The sequence below is a fragment of the Phyllobacterium sp. K27 genome (assembly GCF_054796155.1).
This window is the reverse complement of record NZ_CM139240.1, coordinates 241,824-258,615: the sequence shown is the minus strand read 5'-3', so window position 1 is coordinate 258,615 and position 16,792 is coordinate 241,824. Positions and strand designations below refer to the sequence as shown.

The window sequence follows — 16,792 nt, the reverse complement described above, 5'->3', positions numbered from 1 at the left end:
TTTAAATCAAACAGATTTGTCCAAATCGAGCTTCAGGAAATGAGAAATCCGATTCCCAGCGGGTCATCGTCCTCAACGATGAATTCGGCCTTGCCGCTATAATAAGCATGCCCGGAAACGCGCGCCGTTATCGCATCGAACTGACCCGCCTTTGTGGTGGTCTCAACAAAACCTGCAAAGCGCGAGCCGACAATGCTTTCGAATATCCGGGCCGTGTCTTTTACAATCTGGCCCTTGGCATGCATTGCTGCAAGCCGGGCAGTAACACCCGAGCCCGTCGGGGAGCGGTCGAGCTGCGCGTCGGCAAAGATACAAACATTTTTCGTCGGTGCTTCATTCCACTCATCCGCACCATCGGTGAGAATTGAACCGTAAAGAAATGCCAAATCCTTGTGATCGGGATGGTCAAGCGGAACAGCTTCTTTTACTGCTTCGGTTAACGCTGTAGCAGCCTGTTTAAACGCAGAGGCGTCGTCGCGCCCAAATTCGAGACCGAATTGATGGCAATCAGCGAGAGCGTAAAAAGCGCCGCCATAGGCCACATCAAAGCTGATCTTGCCGAAGCCCGGAACGTCAACCATCTGGTCGCTTGCAAAAAGGAAGGCCGGAACACTTTGGAAGGAAACATTGCCAGACTTTCCGTCAAGCACCTCGACGGAAGCAACGACCATGCCGCAAGGGCACTCGATGCGAACGGTCGTTACCGGCTCGACCTTGGCAACGAGACCATAGTCAACGGCATAGCGGCCAAGCGCAATGATGGCATGGCCGCACATGGTAGAATAACCCTCATTATGCATGAAGAGCACAGCCAGATCGGCATCGGGAAGATCGGTTTCGACCAGTAGCGCGCCATACATATCGAAATGTCCGCGTGGCTCGAACATCAGGATTTTGCGCAGATGATCAAGCCGGTCACGGACATAAGCGCGTTTGCTGAGAATGGTTCCCGTTGGCAGTTTGGGATAGCCATCCGTAATGATGCGCAACGGCTCGCCGCCCGTGTGCATATCGATCACTTTCAAAGGATCGCTCACAGGCCAATTTCCAAAAGGACAGGAAGCTTTCGCATGTCGTCAAAGAGTATGCCGCCCGCAGCTGCCAGACCTTCGTGGTCGGCATGCTCATCGCCGCAATAGGAAAAGACGCGCATGCCCGCTGCAATTCCAGCCAGCGTTCCGGCCACACTGTCTTCGATCACGACAGCTTGACTTGGCTCATATCCCATCTGGGCCGCAGCATGGAGAAACAGGTCAGGGAACGGCTTTCCCCGCGCGACCATGGATGCACTGTAAAGCACTTCCTGAAAGTGTTCGATCAGGCCGGTTTTTCCGAGCGTGATATGCATTTTTTCCACATTGGCGGAGGATGCAACGCAATAGGCAAGGTCCGCATCCTTAACCGCAGCAATAACCGTCTCGATATGAGGAATAGCCTCGACATTCTCGAAAATAACGGGAATGGCTTGATACCACCGCTCGACAAAATCATCGCCAAGCGAATAGCCCAGCGCCTCGACCTTTTCCTGAACCGCCCGCATAGGCATGCCGGTGTACGTCCTGCGCAGTTCCGAGAAGCTTGTTTTGAAGCCGGCTTCGCCAAGCATCTTGACCAGATGGTGATTACCGACTGTTTCGGTATCAACGAGAACCCCGTCGCAATCGAAAATCACCAGATCCGGGCGAGCCATTCTAATTTTCCTTACTTGCATCCTGCGAGAAGAGCTGTTGCAGATTGCCAAATGTTACGCCTGTCGTGCCAAACTCGAACGTACCCTTGTCGAGCACCTGCCGCGCAGCATCGTGGATAGCATTGAATGAGGCTGTGGTGAGCCTTGGTCCAAGGGAAATCCGCTTCACTCCGGCTTCCGCTAGCTGGCGAACCGTTAGCGAAGCAGGGCCCAGAACGCTCAATGGTTTGGAGACGGATTTGCAAAGGATTTTTATGCTCTCAAGATCGGAAACGCCCGGAGCAAAAAGAACATCCGCACCCGCCTCCTCGAAGGCTTGAAGGCGCTTGATCGTATCATCCAGATCATTATTGCCGTGCAGAAAATTTTCGCAGCGCGCAGTAAATACAAAATCACGCTTCAAGGCGCGCGCCGCTTCCGCCGCCGCTGCAACTCTTTCGACCGCGTGAGAAAACTCATAAATGGGCTTGCCGGGGTCACCCGAAAAATCTTCGATTGAACAGCCCGCCAATCCCGCGGCTTCCGCCGCGAAGATCGTCTCAGAGGCACTGTCGGCACTGTCGCCTTTGCCCTTTTCGAGATCACCGGACACAGGAAGATCCGTGGCGGCGACAAGGTCGCGACAGTGCTGCATCATGACATCAAATGTGATGGCACCATCGGCAAGGCCGCGCGAGAAAGCAAAACCCGCGCTGCTTGTCGCCATGGCCTTGAAGCCAAGTGAAGCGAGAAACTTTGTCGTACCGGGATCCCATGGATTGGGCATCAGCAGCACATCTGGCCCTTGATGCAAGAGACGAAATGTTTTGCCTTTGTCCATGGTACCCTCCTGAATTGCTATGCAGTACCTGTTGAACCAAATCCGCCAGCGCCGCGTGACGTTTCGCTCGCGTGCTGCCGCTCTTCAATTTCGAGTTGAACCACCGGTGCAAGCACGACCTGTGCTATGCGCATTCCCCGCTCAACATAGAAATCGTCATCACCCAAATTGATGAGTATTACTTTTACCTCGCCGCGATAGTCTGAATCGATTGTTCCAGGCGTGTTGAGGCAGGTAATTCCATGTTTCAGGGCGAGGCCCGAACGAGGTCTGATTTGCGCCTCGTATCCGGCCGGGATTTCAAAAATCAACCCGCTGGGAACCAAAGCCCGCTTTCCCGGAAGCAGCAGCAACGGCCTGTCCGCAGGAACAGCGGCACGAAGGTCCATGCCAGCAGAGCCGGACGTCTCGTAGGAGGGCAGGTCCAACCCCTTCGCATGGTCGAGGCGGACCAAGCCGAGCGCAGGGTTTTTCGGGTGAGTGGAATCGATTTTCTGTGACATAAAGAGACCTTTTTCACCAGACGGCGGGCATCGTCAACTGACAAGATAAGCTGGACCCATTGTTTGCACATAATCTGCTATTATCACAGCGGCGTTCTGGCGATTCGCACAAATGCGATCACTAGCTACCGCATATTTTGTGACGAAAATCGGGTGAATCATGTGCCGTTGGGCTGCCTATCTTGGACCTGAACTTTTTCTTGAAGATGTCATTGCCTCTCCCTGTCACTCCCTGATCGCACAAAGTCATGATGCACACGAGGCCAAAACGCGTACCAATGGAGACGGTTTCGGCGTGGCTTGGTACGGTTCACGTGATGAACCGGGGCTCTACCGTGACATTCTCCCCGCATGGTCCGATCAGAATTTGCGTAGCCTCGCCCGCCAGATCAAGTCGCATCTTTTCCTGGCTCACGTGCGGGCATCGACCGGCGGAGTGACCAGCCGCATGAATTGCCATCCATTTGTCTCGGGAAAATGGAGTTTCATGCACAATGGGCAGATTGGCCATTTTGACAGGCTGCGGCGCGGTTTGGAGTCCCGTCTGGACGATTCAATCTATGCGCAGAAGCTGGGTTCGACGGACTCCGAACTCATATTTCTGCTTATGCTGCAACATGGTCTCGATCAGGATCCTGCACAGGCTCTTATTGCAACCGTCAACACTATCAAAGCTGAAGCGGCCCGTGTTGGCGTCCCGGCCTTTATCCGGCTGACAGCGGCTTTTTCCGATGGTCAGCATCTCTATGCGGTCCGGTATGCAACAGACCGTTTCGCGCCATCGCTCTATACCGCAACTCTTTCACCAAATGCAGGTCTGTGCGTGGTTTCGGAACCTCTTGATGGCGAAGCGGGCAACTGGATGCCGGTTCCGCCAAACAGTTTTGTGACTGTCAAGGATACCAGATATATCGCCATCGATCCTTTCATGATTGCAGAAGAATTCACGCCTGCGCTGGAAAGCGTCTGACCGATTGGAATTGAAGGTCGACGGGAAAGACTGGGGCTGATAGAAGGCGCCAACCTTTCCTTTAGTTTTGAGCCGTTTTATGTCTTCTGCTGACCATCCCGTTTCCAAGCGCCGTACATTCGCGATTATCGCGCATCCTGATGCCGGTAAAACGACGTTGACCGAAAAGCTGTTGCTGTTCGGCGGCGCCATTCAGCTGGCGGGTGAGGTCAAGGCAAAGAAGGACCGTATCCAAACGCGTTCCGACTGGATGAACATCGAGCGGGATCGCGGTATTTCGGTTGTGACCTCCGTCATGACATTCGAGTATAAGGATTGCATTTTCAATCTGCTCGATACGCCTGGTCACGAAGACTTTGCCGACGATACCTATCGTACCCTTACTGCGGTGGACAGTGCGGTCATGGTGATTGACGCCGCCAAAGGTATTGAAGCGCGTACGCTCAAGCTTTTCGAAGTTTGTCGCATGCGCGATATCCCGATCGTCACTTTCATCAACAAGATGGACCGTGAAAGCCGCGATCCTTATGAGATTCTTGACGAGATCGAACAGAAGCTCGCCTTGGATACGGCGCCGATCACTTGGCCAATAGGCCGGGGCAAGAGCTTCGCCGGAACCTATAATCTTCAGAATAATACGGTCCGTCAGCGCGATTCTGAAGAGACTCCGCGCCCCGTCAATGGTCCGGAATCATCCGGCGCATCGGGCCTTTTGCCCGAAAATGAGCATCAGGCGTGGATCGACGAAGTAACGCTGGCACGTGATGCCTGCAATCCATTCGATCTTAAGGCATTCCGCGAAGGCCATATGACGCCCGTCTATTTCGGCTCTGCGCTGCGCAATTACGGCGTGCGCGATCTCATCGAGGCTTTCTGTGAATTTGGGCCGAGTCCTCGTGCACAGGACGCTGATACGCGCCGGGTTGAAGCCACGGAAGAAAAGATGACGGGCTTCGTCTTCAAGATCCAAGCCAACATGGATCCCAATCACCGCGACCGCATCGCTTTTCTGCGCGTCTGTTCGGGCAAGCTTTCACGTGGCATGAAGGCAAAGCTTGTACGCACCGGCAAAACGATGGGTCTTTCTGCGCCACAATTCTTCTTTGCCCGTAGTCGCCAGATCGCTGACGAGGCATGGGCTGGTGATGTGGTCGGTATTCCGAATCATGGCACATTACGCATTGGCGACACGCTGACGGAAGGCGAGGATTTGCTTTTTCGCGGTGTTCCAAATTTTGCGCCGGAAATTCTGCGCCGCGTGCGGCTGGATGATGCGATGAAAGCCAAGAAGCTGCGCGAAGCGCTTCAACAAATGGCGGAAGAGGGCGTGGTTCAGCTCTTCCTGCCCGATGACGGTTCGCCCGCTATCGTCGGCGTCGTCGGTGCGTTGCAGATCGACGTTCTGACCGAACGTCTCAAGGTGGAATACACCTTGCCCGTAGGCTTTGAGCCTGCACGGTTTACCGTTGCACGCTGGATTTCTGCCGATGATCCTGCGGAACTGCAGCGTTTCATCAATGGTCATCGCGCTGATATCGCGCATGATCTGGACAATGATCCGGTATTCCTTGCCCAGAATTCCTTCTCGCTCTCCTATGAAGCGGAACGCTGGAAGGCGATCCGCTTCGCGGCAATCAAGGATTATCAGGTTCGCGACAAGGTGGCATGACGCAAAGGGAGACTTTAAGCCTCCCTTGTTTCTGTCAGTCCCGCAATTCGCGACGCAATATCTTGCCGACATTGCTCTTGGGCAATTCATCCCGGAATTCCACCACGCGCGGGCGCTTGTAGTTCGTCAGACGCTCGGCGCAAAATGCCTTTACAGCCTCTTCCGTCAACGTCTTGTCCTTGCGCACTATAAAGAGCTTCACGGCTTCACCCGAATGTTCATTGGCTATTGCTACAGCAGCAGCCTCAGCAATGCCCGGATGCTCCATGGCCACTTCTTCGATTTCGTTCGGGTAGACATTGAAACCGGAGACAAGGATCATATCTTTTTTGCGGTCAACAATCTTCGTGTAGCCGCGCTCATCCATATAGCCCATGTCGCCGGAGCGGAAAAAGCCATCCGCGGTCATGACCTTGGCGGTCTCGTCGGGACGATTCCAATAACCGGCCATGACCTGTGGTCCGCGAATGCAAATTTCGCCAACTTCCAGCAAGGGCAGCTCCTTGCCGTCATCATCGCGTATGGAAAAATCCGTCGATGGCATGGGCATGCCGATTGTTCCGGAGAATTCTGTCGCATTGAGGGGATTGGCAGAGGCGACAGGTGAAGTTTCGGAAAGCCCATAGCCTTCGATCATCAGGCTACCGGTTAACTCTTTCCAGCGGTCAGCAACGGGCTTTTGCATGGCCATGCCGCCGCTGAACGACATTCTGAGTTCCTTGAAGTCCAGCTTGCGAAACTCTTCATTGTTCATCAACCCGTTGAAGAGTGTGCTCAATCCCGGAAAGAAATGGAACTTGTACTTCTGAAGGACCTTGACGAATGCGGGAATATCACGCGGATTTGGAATGAGAATGTTCAGGCCACCCTGCTTGATGCCGATCATCGCATTCACTGTCAGGGCGAAAATGTGATAGAGCGGCAGAGCGCAGACATAGACAATGCTATCGGGTTTCCCCTTGAGTCTGAAGCCAACATCACACCACAGGCTCATCTGCTCGATATTGGAAAGAATATTGCTGTGAGTCAGCGTTGCGCCTTTTGAAACGCCGGTCGTGCCCCCTGTATATTGCAGAAACGCAGTGTCGGAGCTTTTGACATCAACCGGCTTGAAGGACATGGATGCGCCCTTTGCCAGTGCTGTTTTAAAAGGGATATGTCCGGGCAATGACCAAGCGGGAACCATCTTCTTTACCCGCCTTACGACGAAATTGACCAGATGACCTTTCAACCCCATCATGTCGCCCATTGCAGTTACGACAACATGCTGCACGGAGGTCCTGGTAATGACTTTCTGTAATGTGGCAGCAAAGTTTTCGAGAACAATGATGGCTTTGGCACCACTATCCTTCAACTGATGCTCCAGTTCGCGCGGCGTGTAGAGCGGGTTGACATTAACAACGATCAAACCGGCTCGCAAAATGCCGGCGATCACAATCGGATATTGCAAAACATTTGGCATCATGATCGCGACACGGTCGCCCTTGACCAATCCACGGGATTGCAGCCATGCGGCAATGGAGCGGGAGTATGCGTCGAGTTCCCCGTAGTTCATGCTTTTGCCCATGCAATCAAATGCAGGCTTGGCGCTGAACTTCTTGAAAGTATCATCGAAGAATGCGCCGAGGGATTCGTGAGGCAAACTTGAAATATCCGCAGGGACGCCCTCAGGATAATGCTTTACCCACATTTTTGGCGTTGGCATGATTGGCTTGTCAGCGGTCTTGGTTGCGGCCGCTGGTTTGCTTTCGGCAGATTTTCTGGATGCAGGCGCTTTTGCCGCGACTTTGCTGGCGGGAGCCGCTTTTGCGGCAGCTTTCGGCTTTGCCGGAGGCGCCGGTTCTTTAGCAGCTGGCGTCTTGGCTGTCTGGCTCGGTGTTTTTTCAGGAGTCTTAGCAGGCTTTGCTGCGGGTTTACTATCTGACGCCGGTTTTGATACCGCCGCGGCTTTGCTGGCGGGAGCCGCTTTTGCTACAACTTTTGGCTTTGCGGAAGGTGCGGCTTTTACAGGCGTAGGTGATTTTACAGATGCAGCTGGCGTCTTGGCTGTCTGGCTTGGTGTTTTTTCAGGAGCCTTCGCGGGCTTTGCCGCGGGTTTACCATCTGCCGCCACTTTCTTGGCTGATACGGACTGATTGCTGGCTGCAGCTTTTTTGATACTGCCGGAGGACTTCTTTGTTGCTGATGTTGCAGTCTTTTCGGTTGCGATCTTGGACGCCGCAATTTTGGACTCTGTTACCGGATTCGCCTGTTTAGCCACATTAACCTCCCAGTTAGCTTCAGCTTGGTATCTTTTCCCCTACACCATGCTACTCAACAATCTCTCCTATGGCGAGAGCCATACTGTTGCAAGCAATTACATTAACGTAAACGTAAAAAATCTCATTCACTATAATTTTAATGTAACACTCCAATTCATTCATTTGGCCACATCTCGGCACAAAGTTGCCAAGGTTCACCTCGACAAAGCACCGGCTCTTCTTCTCTCCCGAACATAAGTCTGAAACTGGATTCGCTGTGGAAACGATTACCCTTGTGCTTTTGATGCTGCTGGCGGTTGTTGTCAGCGACAGTATTGTGCGTATGCTCCCATTGCCTGTGCCGCTGCCGCTGGTTCAGATTGGTCTGGGCGCAGCCATCGCTTCGGTAGCCAGCGTCCGCGTCGAACTTGATCCCGATATTTTCTTTCTGCTGTTTTTGCCGCCTCTGCTGTTTCTGGATGGATGGCGGATACCCAAGGAAGGCTTGTTCAGAGATAAAGGCATCATTCTGGAGATGGCGCTGGGGTTGGTGGTTTTCACCGTTCTGGGCGTCGGGTTTCTGGTTCATTGGATGATTCCATCCGTGCCATTGCCGGTCGCCTTTGCGTTGGCTGCGATTGTATCGCCGACAGACCCGATTGCAGTATCAGCAATTGCCGCGCGTGTGCCTATTCCTTCCCGCATGATGCATATCCTTGAAGGCGAATCTTTGCTGAATGACGCGTCTGGACTTGTTTGCATGCGCTTTGCCATAGCCGCCATGTTAACCGGAGCATTCTCGTTCTCCGCAGCGTTTCTCACCTTCCTGTGGCTGGCATTTGCAGGTATTGCCATAGGCATTGGCGTTACGATTGGTGTCACGCGCGGCAAGGCGTTTCTTACAAAGCGCCTTGGCGAGGAAAGCGGCTCTCAGATACTCATCAGCCTGCTCATTCCCTTTGGCGCTTATCTTCTTGCCGAGCATGTTCATGCATCGGGCATTCTTGCAGCAGTCGCTGCAGGCATCACCATGAGTTACGCGGAAAGCACCAGTCAGTCGCTTGCTGTTACGCGGGTGAGGCGCGCGGCTGTATGGGATACCGCGCAATTTGCTGCCAACGGCGCCATCTTCGTTCTGCTGGGCGAGCAGCTTCCAAGCATATTTTGGGGCGCCGTCGAAAATGTTCACGCAAGTGGATATAGCTACTGGTGGCTGCCGGTTTATGTCGTGGTCATCTACGCGGCTCTGGTCGGCCTGCGCTTTTTGTGGGTATGGGCATCATGGCGCTTTGCGCTTTCGCGCCGTTCCGACGGCCAGCAAACGGGTGCCCGGCCAAGCTGGCAACTGGTAGCCACAATGTCTTTCGCTGGCGTGCGCGGTGCAATCACTCTTGCCGGTATTTTGACATTGCCGCTATTCCTGAATGACGGAAGCCTCTTTCCGGCACGCGATCTGCTTATCTTTCTGGCCGCCGGTGTCATTATTCTTTCGCTGGTGATGGCAAGTATTTGCTTGCCCAAACTGCTCAGGAACATCGATCTTCCAGCAGAAGATTCACATCAGAAGGAAGAAGATTACGCACGTATTGCCGCCGCCGAGGCCGCGATCATGGCGATTGAAAAAGCCCAGCACGATCTGGCCGCGGGACGTGCTGATGCTGATATTTTCACAGATGTCGCAACGCGTATCATGGAGCTTTACCGCAAGCGGATTGATGGCCGCATGCATCTTGGCGAAGAGCGCGAATTGACAGCCCTCAGCGAAGAGATTGAAAAGCGGTTGCGGATTACGGCACTCAAGGCGGAACGGCAGGAGATCTACCGCCTTGTCCGGGCGCGGCGGCTGGAAAGCACCATTGCAAGCCGGATGGTACGCGATATCGATATGCTGGAGGCTCGCTACGGATAATCTTGCAGGATCAGCTGTGCACCTTTTGCTCCCACCATCATTGCGGCGGCGTTGGTGTTGCCGGAAATAATGTTCGGAAATATCGAGCAATCAATGACGCGCAGACCCGATACCCCGTGAACTTTAAGGTGCGAGTCTACGACTGACCGCGATGGGTCAGGGCCCATCCGGCAGGTTGAAACAGGATGATAAACCGTTCCGCTACGCTTGCGGAAATCTTCAATCAGCGCGTCGTCGCTGTTGCAGTCCGGCCCCGGCAAAAGCTCCTCTTCAATCAGCTTGGACATGGTTGGAGTCGCCGCGATTTTTCGCAGGAATTTTACTGCATCCAGCATTTCCAGAACATCGTGTTCGGTAGAGAAAGCATTGGCGACAATGCGCGGTGCCTCGTGCGCATGGTTAGAGCGGATATGGATCGAACCCTTGCTGGTGGGGCGGCAGTTGGACAGACCGATGGAGAAGCCCGGCCACGGATCAGGTGTCAGGATAGGGCGCTCGCCATTTTTGGGCACAAGCGTTGAGAATGCCTGAAAATAGAGCTGCATGTTTGCGCGCGCTCTGGATGGGTCGGTGCGGAAAAACCCGCCGCCCTGATTCATGCTGATTGACAGCGGCCCCGTTCGTAGCAGGAGATATTCCATGCCAGCCAAGGCCTTGCCCCACCACGGGCGCAGTATCTGATTGAGCGAGGCCATGTTCGCCCGGTAAGTATAGTTGATGCCAAGATGATCCGTGAGGTTCTCGCCCACCTGCGGATTATGGTGCACAACGTCAAGGCCCAGTCCGTTTAATCTCTCTCCATCGCCAATACCCGAAAGCTCGAGCAGTTGCGGAGTATTGACAGAGCCACCGCTCAGGATGACCTCGTGCCCAGCCCTGGCAATTTCTGTTTTGCCCTTGCGGGTAAATTCAATGCCGATAGCCCGCTTTCCCTCAAAGACAATCTGCGTCGCCATTGCGTCCGTAAGCACCGTAACATTTGGCCGTCTCATCGCAGGCCGAAGGAACGCTTTCGCCGCTGACATGCGCCGGCCGCCTTTGATTGTCAGTTGGAACGGTCCTACGCCCTCCTGTGTCGCACCATTAAAGTCAGGATTATAGGAAAGGCCCGCCTCCTGTGCTGCCGCAATCATCCCATTTGCCAGCGGGTGGAAAAGTTTTGAACAATCAGTGACATGCAGTGGACCACCTTTCCCCAGACTGGTTGCCGGGCCGTCGTGATGTTCAAGGGAACGGAAGATTGGCGCCAGGTCCGCATAGCCCCAGCCCGGATTTCCAGCATCGCGCCATTCGTCGAAATCTTCCGGCGCGCCGCGCACATAAACCATCGCATTAATGGAGCTTGATCCGCCAAGCACCTTGCCGCGCGGCCAATAATCGGTATTGCCAGCCAGGCCCGCATCTGGTTCAGCGCGATACATCCAGTTGACAGATTTGTCGTAGAAGGTTTTGCCGTAGCCAAGCGGCATGGTGATGAAAAATCGCCGGTCGGATCCCCCGGCCTCAAGCACGAGAACAGAGTATCGGCCATTTTCAGAAAGCTTGTTGGCAACGACTGAGCCAGCCGATCCAGACCCGACAATGATGAAATCGTAAATGCGCATTTCTGGCTGTCCGGCGCAAGATTGCGCGCCGTCAGCATATCCGCCTTAGCCGATGCTGACCCAAACGGCTTTCCGCCATGAGCTGTGGAAATTACGACAGCTTGGATGGTTATGCGGCAGAAACAGTCTCATTGAACTTTTCAAAGAAGCGGGTGGCGATCTTGCTCGCGGTTGATGAAATCAATCTACTGCCCAATTTTGCAACCTTGCCGCCGACTTCGGCATTCACCGTGTAGATCAGGCGGGTCTCATTGCCGACCTCTACCAATGAGACATCCGCCCCGCCTTTGGCGATGCCGGCAATACTGCCCTTGCCTTCGCAGCTTATCGTGTATGAAAAAGGTGGATTGAGATTGCTCAGATAAATCGCCCCGCTAAAACGCGGTTTGATGACACCGAGGCGAACAGCAAGTGTTGCTTCAAGTTCTGTGTCGGTCACCCATTCTAATTGTTCGCAGCCCGGAATGCACGCCTTTAATATTTCCGGATTATTGAGGGCGTTCCAGACAGTTGCGCGGCTTGCGGCAATGCGTTCTTCACCCGTCAAGTCCATGTCTGGCATCCCCTGATACATCGCCCCATTTTGGGCATAGCAATCACTTATCGCGGAAAGCCAAGATATTCTACCTTTCGTCGATTGAACTGAAGCCGTTCTAGTGGCAGTTTCGCTCGACATTTTGCATGAGACAATGATTTCAGGAGATAGACTATGGCGTCAGAGCAAGCGGACAGCATCAAGCGTTCGGTTCAGGCATTGAAGGCCCATTGGAAAAGTGGCGCACCCAAGAATATGCGTGAGGCTTTCGCCGCCGATAAGAAACGTTATTCCCGCTATTCCCTTATCCTCGACGATCTGCTGCTTGATTGGTCGAAATGCCTTGTCAATGATGAAACGCTTGCACTGCTCAGCAATCTTGCCAAGGCGGCCAATGTTGAAGGCCGCCGCTCCGCCATGTTTGCGGGCGAACCGATCAACAATACTGAAGGCCGCGCCGTTCTCCACGTTGCGCTGCGCAATCGTTCCGGCAAACCCGTCAAAGTCGATGGACAAGATGTCATGCCGGGCATCAAGGACGTGCTTGATCGTATGGCTATCTTTGCGACCGGCATTCGTTCCGGCGAAATCAAGGGTGCGAAGAACAAGCCAATCGCCGATATCGTCAATATAGGTATAGGCGGGTCTGATCTTGGTCCAGCCATGGCAACGCTGGCCCTGTCCCCCTATCATGATGGACCGAAAGCCCATTTCGTTTCCAATGTGGATGGCGCGGATATTGCCGACACGCTGGCGCGGCTCGATCCGGCAACAACGCTTTTCATCATTGCGTCGAAGACCTTCACCACAATTGAAACAATCACCAATGCCAAGGCGGCCCGAAAATGGATTGCCGATGCTTTGGGCGAGAAAGCTGTTGGCAAGCATTTTGCAGCAGTCTCGACAGCTTTGGAGAAAGTGGATGCGTTCGGTATTCCGGCTGATCGTATTTTCGGATTCTGGGATTGGGTTGGTGGGCGTTATTCCATCTGGTCCGCCATTGGCCTCCCTTTGATGATTGCCATTGGCCCGGAAGATTTCGGACGGTTTCTAGATGGCGCTCACGCGATGGACGAGCATTTTCGTAAAGCGGCGCTGCCTAAGAATCTGCCGATGATGCTTGGCCTTGTCGGTTACTGGCACCGCGCCATTTCGGGCTATACAAGCCGCGCCGTGATCCCCTATGACCAGCGCCTTGCCCGTTTGCCTGCCTATCTCCAGCAGCTTGATATGGAATCGAACGGAAAGGGTGTGACTGTTGACGGAAAGCCGGTCTCAGGCCCGACAGGACCCGTTGTCTGGGGCGAGCCCGGCACCAATGGACAGCATGCATTCTTCCAGCTTTTGCATCAGGGCACCGATACGATTCCCGTTGAGTTTATCGTTGCGGCCAACGGACACGAGCCGGACCTTGATAATCAGCACCAGATGTTGCTCGCAAACTGCCTCGCGCAGTCTGAGGCTTTGATGAAAGGCCGCACGCTGGAAGAAGCCAAGGAACAATTGAGCGCCAAGGGCTTGGCGAAATCAGAAGTCAATCGCATTGCGCCGCATCGCGTTTTCACCGGTAACCGCCCATCGATAACAATCATCCATGACAAGCTGGATCCATATACATTGGGCCGTCTCATTGCGCTTTACGAACACCGCGTCTTCGTCGAAGCGCAGCTTTATGGGATTAATGCGTTCGATCAGTGGGGCGTAGAACTTGGCAAGGAACTGGCGACCGAGCTTCTCCCTGTTGTCTCCGGTGAGACCAGTGCGAAGGACAAGGACGCGTCCACGCAAGGACTCGTCGCGCACCTGCGCAAACGCCGCGAGAAATAACGATAGACTGGCATAAAGAGCAGACAACTAACCGGGAAATACACGATGAAGACCGAGACAATACAGCTGGCTGGCGATGTGCCGGGCAACAGCATCGAATTGCGCGTGTTGCGCTTTGAAGGCAATAATCGGGAGGCAAAAACTGCCTATTTGCAATCATCCCTCCATGGTTCGGAACTGCCCGGTCAGGCTGCATTGCATTTCCTCATCCCCATGCTGGAAAAAGCTGCCAAAGAAGGTCGTATCGCCGGGGATATCACTGTCGTTCCTCAGGCCAATCCGATCGGCTCTGCGCAATGGTTGGCGCACCAGCATATTGGTCGCTTCGAGTTTTTCTCCAGCACGAATTTCAATCGCTCATTTCCCCTTCTGGAGGATTTTGACACATCTTCCTTGCCAGCTACTGATGGCCCAAAGCCGCTGGCAGAGCGGTTGAAAGCCCAGCTTCTGCGTCTGGCGCTTCCGCATGAGATTGTTCTCGATCTGCATTGTGACGATGAAAGTGAAAGCTATCTCTATATCCATCAGGCTTTCTTGCCTGAGATGTATGATCTGGCGTCCGCGCTTGGCTCTACCGCCATTCTTTCATGGGACAGCACGGCTGATGCGGCGTTTGAAGAAGCCTGCGCGCATCCGGTGTTGCAACTGCCAACAGCCGATCAGAAGACCCGTGCAGTGACGACAGTGGAGTTTCGCGGCCTCAGCGACGTCAATATCGATACTGGAAAGTCCGATGCGGAAGGTCTTTATAAGTTCCTCGTTCAGCGTGGCGTGATCGTCGACACAAATGTTGCGCTGACAGTGGATTTTAACGGCCCTGTCACGCCGCTTGAAAATGTCGAGATGATACGCGCGCCGCAAGGCGGGATGATCCTGTTCCACGTTGATATCGGAGCGGAAGTGAAGGTTGGCGATAAGCTCGTTACGGTTGTAACCGTGCCGGGCGATCCCGCTGGCGACATAACACTGACTGCCCCGCAGTCTGGCCGGATTCTCACGCGCCGCGGCCATCGTTATACCCGCCGTGGCGATGACCTCCTGAAACTCCTTGGCAGCAGACGTTCTGAAAATGCCAGGCCCGGCTCGTTGGAATCCTGATGCGGACGGCACAATTCCACGAAATACGCGGTATTCTGTTCGACAAGGATGGAACACTGGTTGACTTCAACAAAACCTGGTTTGGCATCACTATGGAGCTGGCGCAAATGGCCGCCAAAGGTGACGACACCCGAGCGAAGGCTCTGGTGGAGGCCGGTGGCTATGACTGGGAGATGCAAAAGTTCCGCGGTGGCTCGGTCGTTGCTGCCGGAACCATCAATGATGTTGTCGACCTGTGGCATCCGGAACTGACGCTTGAAGAAAAACGCCAGCTTATCCGCGATTATGATGATTATACTGTGCAGGAGGGCTCTCGCCGCGCTGTCGGAATCGATGGATTGCACGTAACGCTGGAAGCGCTTGTCGCGCAGGGTTTTGTTCTCGGCATAGCAACGAATGATTCAGAGGCAGGCGCTCGCGCCACAGCTAATGCATTGGGCCTATCGCCACTCTTCTCCGCAATCATCGGATATGATTCCGTGGTGCGTGCCAAGCCTCATGCGGATCAGTTGCACCTCTTTGCATCGAGAACCGGCTTGCCGGTCGAAGCCATCGCTATGGTTGGTGACAATTCCCACGATCTGGAAATGGCCCATGCCGCAGGTGCAGGACTTGCTATCGGCGTCCTGTCGGGAAACAGCACGCTGGATGACCTTGCCCATCTGAGTGATGCTATTCTTGGTTCAATTGCAGAGCTGCCGGAGTTTCTGGAAAAGCGTGCCAAACGGGTGTCTGTGCCCGATTGATATGATGACAATGATTTGGGTGCCTGCTGCATCGGAGAATGCTATCGACTTGGATAGCTGATTTGACAGGAGAGGGCCATGGATCATCAGGATTTTGCCGCCGGGATTGCCGATATCGAAGCTGCCGCAAAAAGGTTGTCGGGGCAGCTTGTGCTGACACGGCTGATGGAATCGGAAACGCTCAACGACCGCTACAAAGCGCGCATTCTCTTCAAGCCGGAATGCCTGCAACGGACCGGCTCATTCAAATTTCGCGGTGCCTATAATCGTATCAGTCAATTTACACCGGAAGAGAGAAAGCGCGGCATCGTTGCGTTCTCTTCAGGCAATCATGCGCAAGGTGTCGCAAGTTCTGCCCGGATATTCGGCATCAAGGCGGTTATCGTCATGCCCAGCGACGCGCCCCAGGTTAAAATCGATAATACCCGGTCCTATGGTGCGGAAGTTGTCTTCTTCGACCGATATACCGAGAGCCGGGATGTGGTTGCCGCCCCTTTCATTGAAGAGCGTGGCATGGTTTTGGTGCCGCCCTATGATGATGCATCCATTATTGCAGGGCAGGGTACAATCGGGCTTGAGCTTGCCGATGAAGCCAAGGAGCGCGGTATTACATTGGATGATGTTTTCGTCCCAAGTGGCGGCGGCGGTCTCATCAGTGGCGTTTCGATTGCGGTAAAAGCACGCTCTCCCCACACGCGCATATGGGGCGTAGAGCCGGATAATTTTGACGATTTGCGCCGTTCTCTTGTGGCTGGCGAAATCCGCAGCAATGAGGTGGGGCATCGCTCAATCTGCGATGCAATTCTGACCGCCCAACCGGGTGATCTTACATTCCCGATCAACAGGCAAAACCTTGCCGGTGGGATCTCTGTCTCAGACATCGCGGTGCGTAAAGCCATGCGTGAGGCGGCAAATGATCTGAAACTGGTGGTGGAGCCCGGCGGTTCTGTTGGTCTTGCCGCTCTGGCTTCGGGCGAAGTCGACATTGAAGGCAAGACAGTGGCCGTCGTTCTTTCGGGTGGCAATGTTGATCTGGAATCATACAGCAAGCTGATCGCTACATCTTAGACCTTGGTCGTAGAGATGTAAAAGACACAGTTTTGTCATCAGTTTGTTACGCTGAACTTCTAGCCATCTGGAACGGTTCTAATCCCCAACCCCAGCCAGATAGCCAGAGGTCG

14 protein-coding genes are annotated in these 16,792 nt (G+C 54.1%); 7 read left to right on the top strand and 7 right to left on the bottom strand.

The features are described from left to right. Positions 1 to 32 precede the first annotated feature (32 nt). From ACYJL1_RS01220 to dut, 4 genes are read right to left on the bottom strand one after another with little or no spacing between them, the layout of a single operon-like run. On the bottom strand, positions 33 to 1,010 hold the full coding sequence (locus ACYJL1_RS01220; protein ID WP_460897898.1) for a proline racemase family protein: 978 nt from the start codon (positions 1,008 to 1,010) through the stop codon (positions 33 to 35). A 23-nt stretch (positions 1,011 to 1,033) separates the two neighbouring features. Then, a complete protein-coding gene (locus tag ACYJL1_RS01215) occupies positions 1,034 to 1,690 on the bottom strand; it encodes an HAD family hydrolase (RefSeq protein ID WP_460896650.1) in 657 nt (218 codons plus the stop codon). A 1-nt stretch (position 1,691) separates the two neighbouring features. Further along, positions 1,692 to 2,510, bottom strand: a complete 819-nt coding sequence (locus ACYJL1_RS01210) for an isocitrate lyase/PEP mutase family protein (RefSeq protein ID WP_460896649.1) — start codon at positions 2,508 to 2,510, stop codon at positions 1,692 to 1,694. A 17-nt stretch (positions 2,511 to 2,527) separates the two neighbouring features. Then, entirely contained in the window at positions 2,528 to 3,013 is a 486-nt protein-coding gene (gene dut / locus ACYJL1_RS01205) for a dUTP diphosphatase (protein WP_460896648.1), read from the bottom strand. A 160-nt stretch (positions 3,014 to 3,173) separates the two neighbouring features. Here dut and ACYJL1_RS01200 point away from each other — a divergent pair, with 160 nt between their 5' ends. Then, a complete protein-coding gene (locus ACYJL1_RS01200; RefSeq protein WP_460896647.1) occupies positions 3,174 to 3,983 on the top strand; it encodes a class II glutamine amidotransferase in 810 nt (269 codons plus the stop codon). Between the two features lie 79 nt (positions 3,984 to 4,062). Further along, positions 4,063 to 5,652 carry a peptide chain release factor 3 gene (locus ACYJL1_RS01195; protein WP_460896646.1) on the top strand — a complete coding sequence of 530 codons (1,590 nt, stop codon included), beginning with the start codon at positions 4,063 to 4,065 and terminating at the stop codon, positions 5,650 to 5,652. A gap of 34 nt (positions 5,653 to 5,686) precedes the next feature. Here ACYJL1_RS01195 and ACYJL1_RS01190 read toward each other — a convergent pair whose 3' ends face one another. Continuing rightward, positions 5,687 to 7,765, bottom strand: coding sequence for a long-chain-fatty-acid--CoA ligase (locus ACYJL1_RS01190; RefSeq protein ID WP_460897897.1), 2,079 nt, complete (start codon positions 7,763 to 7,765; stop codon positions 5,687 to 5,689). Positions 7,766 to 8,169: 404 nt separating this feature from the next. Between ACYJL1_RS01190 and ACYJL1_RS01185 the strand changes: the two genes are divergently transcribed. Continuing rightward, positions 8,170 to 9,801, top strand: coding sequence for a Na+/H+ antiporter (locus tag ACYJL1_RS01185; protein ID WP_460896645.1), 1,632 nt, complete (start codon positions 8,170 to 8,172; stop codon positions 9,799 to 9,801). Here the strand turns inward: ACYJL1_RS01185 and ACYJL1_RS01180 are convergent. Then, the gene (locus tag ACYJL1_RS01180; protein WP_460896644.1) at positions 9,792 to 11,405 is read right to left on the bottom strand and encodes a GMC family oxidoreductase; all 1,614 of its coding nucleotides are present in this window, start codon (positions 11,403 to 11,405) and stop codon (positions 9,792 to 9,794) included. The genes ACYJL1_RS01185 and ACYJL1_RS01180 overlap by 10 nt on opposite strands. 109 nt (positions 11,406 to 11,514) lie before the next feature. Continuing rightward, positions 11,515 to 11,958 carry a CoxG family protein gene (locus tag ACYJL1_RS01175; protein WP_460896643.1) on the bottom strand — a complete coding sequence of 148 codons (444 nt, stop codon included), beginning with the start codon at positions 11,956 to 11,958 and terminating at the stop codon, positions 11,515 to 11,517. A 156-nt stretch (positions 11,959 to 12,114) separates the two neighbouring features. Here ACYJL1_RS01175 and pgi point away from each other — a divergent pair, with 156 nt between their 5' ends. The 4 genes from pgi (at position 12,115) to ACYJL1_RS01155 (ending at position 16,679) form a co-directional block, all read left to right on the top strand. Then, entirely contained in the window at positions 12,115 to 13,767 is a 1,653-nt protein-coding gene (gene pgi / locus ACYJL1_RS01170) for a glucose-6-phosphate isomerase (RefSeq protein WP_460896642.1), read from the top strand. Between the two features lie 45 nt (positions 13,768 to 13,812). Continuing rightward, complete coding sequence (locus ACYJL1_RS01165) at positions 13,813 to 14,865, top strand: M14 family metallopeptidase (RefSeq protein ID WP_460896641.1); 1,053 nt, start codon at positions 13,813 to 13,815, stop codon at positions 14,863 to 14,865. Next, complete coding sequence (locus ACYJL1_RS01160; protein WP_460896640.1) at positions 14,865 to 15,611, top strand: HAD family hydrolase; 747 nt, start codon at positions 14,865 to 14,867, stop codon at positions 15,609 to 15,611. The genes ACYJL1_RS01165 and ACYJL1_RS01160 overlap by 1 nt, the downstream gene beginning before the upstream one ends. A gap of 78 nt (positions 15,612 to 15,689) precedes the next feature. Beyond that, positions 15,690 to 16,679 (top strand): threonine ammonia-lyase, encoded by a 990-nt coding sequence (locus ACYJL1_RS01155; RefSeq protein WP_460896639.1) that lies wholly within the window; start codon positions 15,690 to 15,692, stop codon positions 16,677 to 16,679. Positions 16,680 to 16,792: the final 113 nt, after the last annotated feature.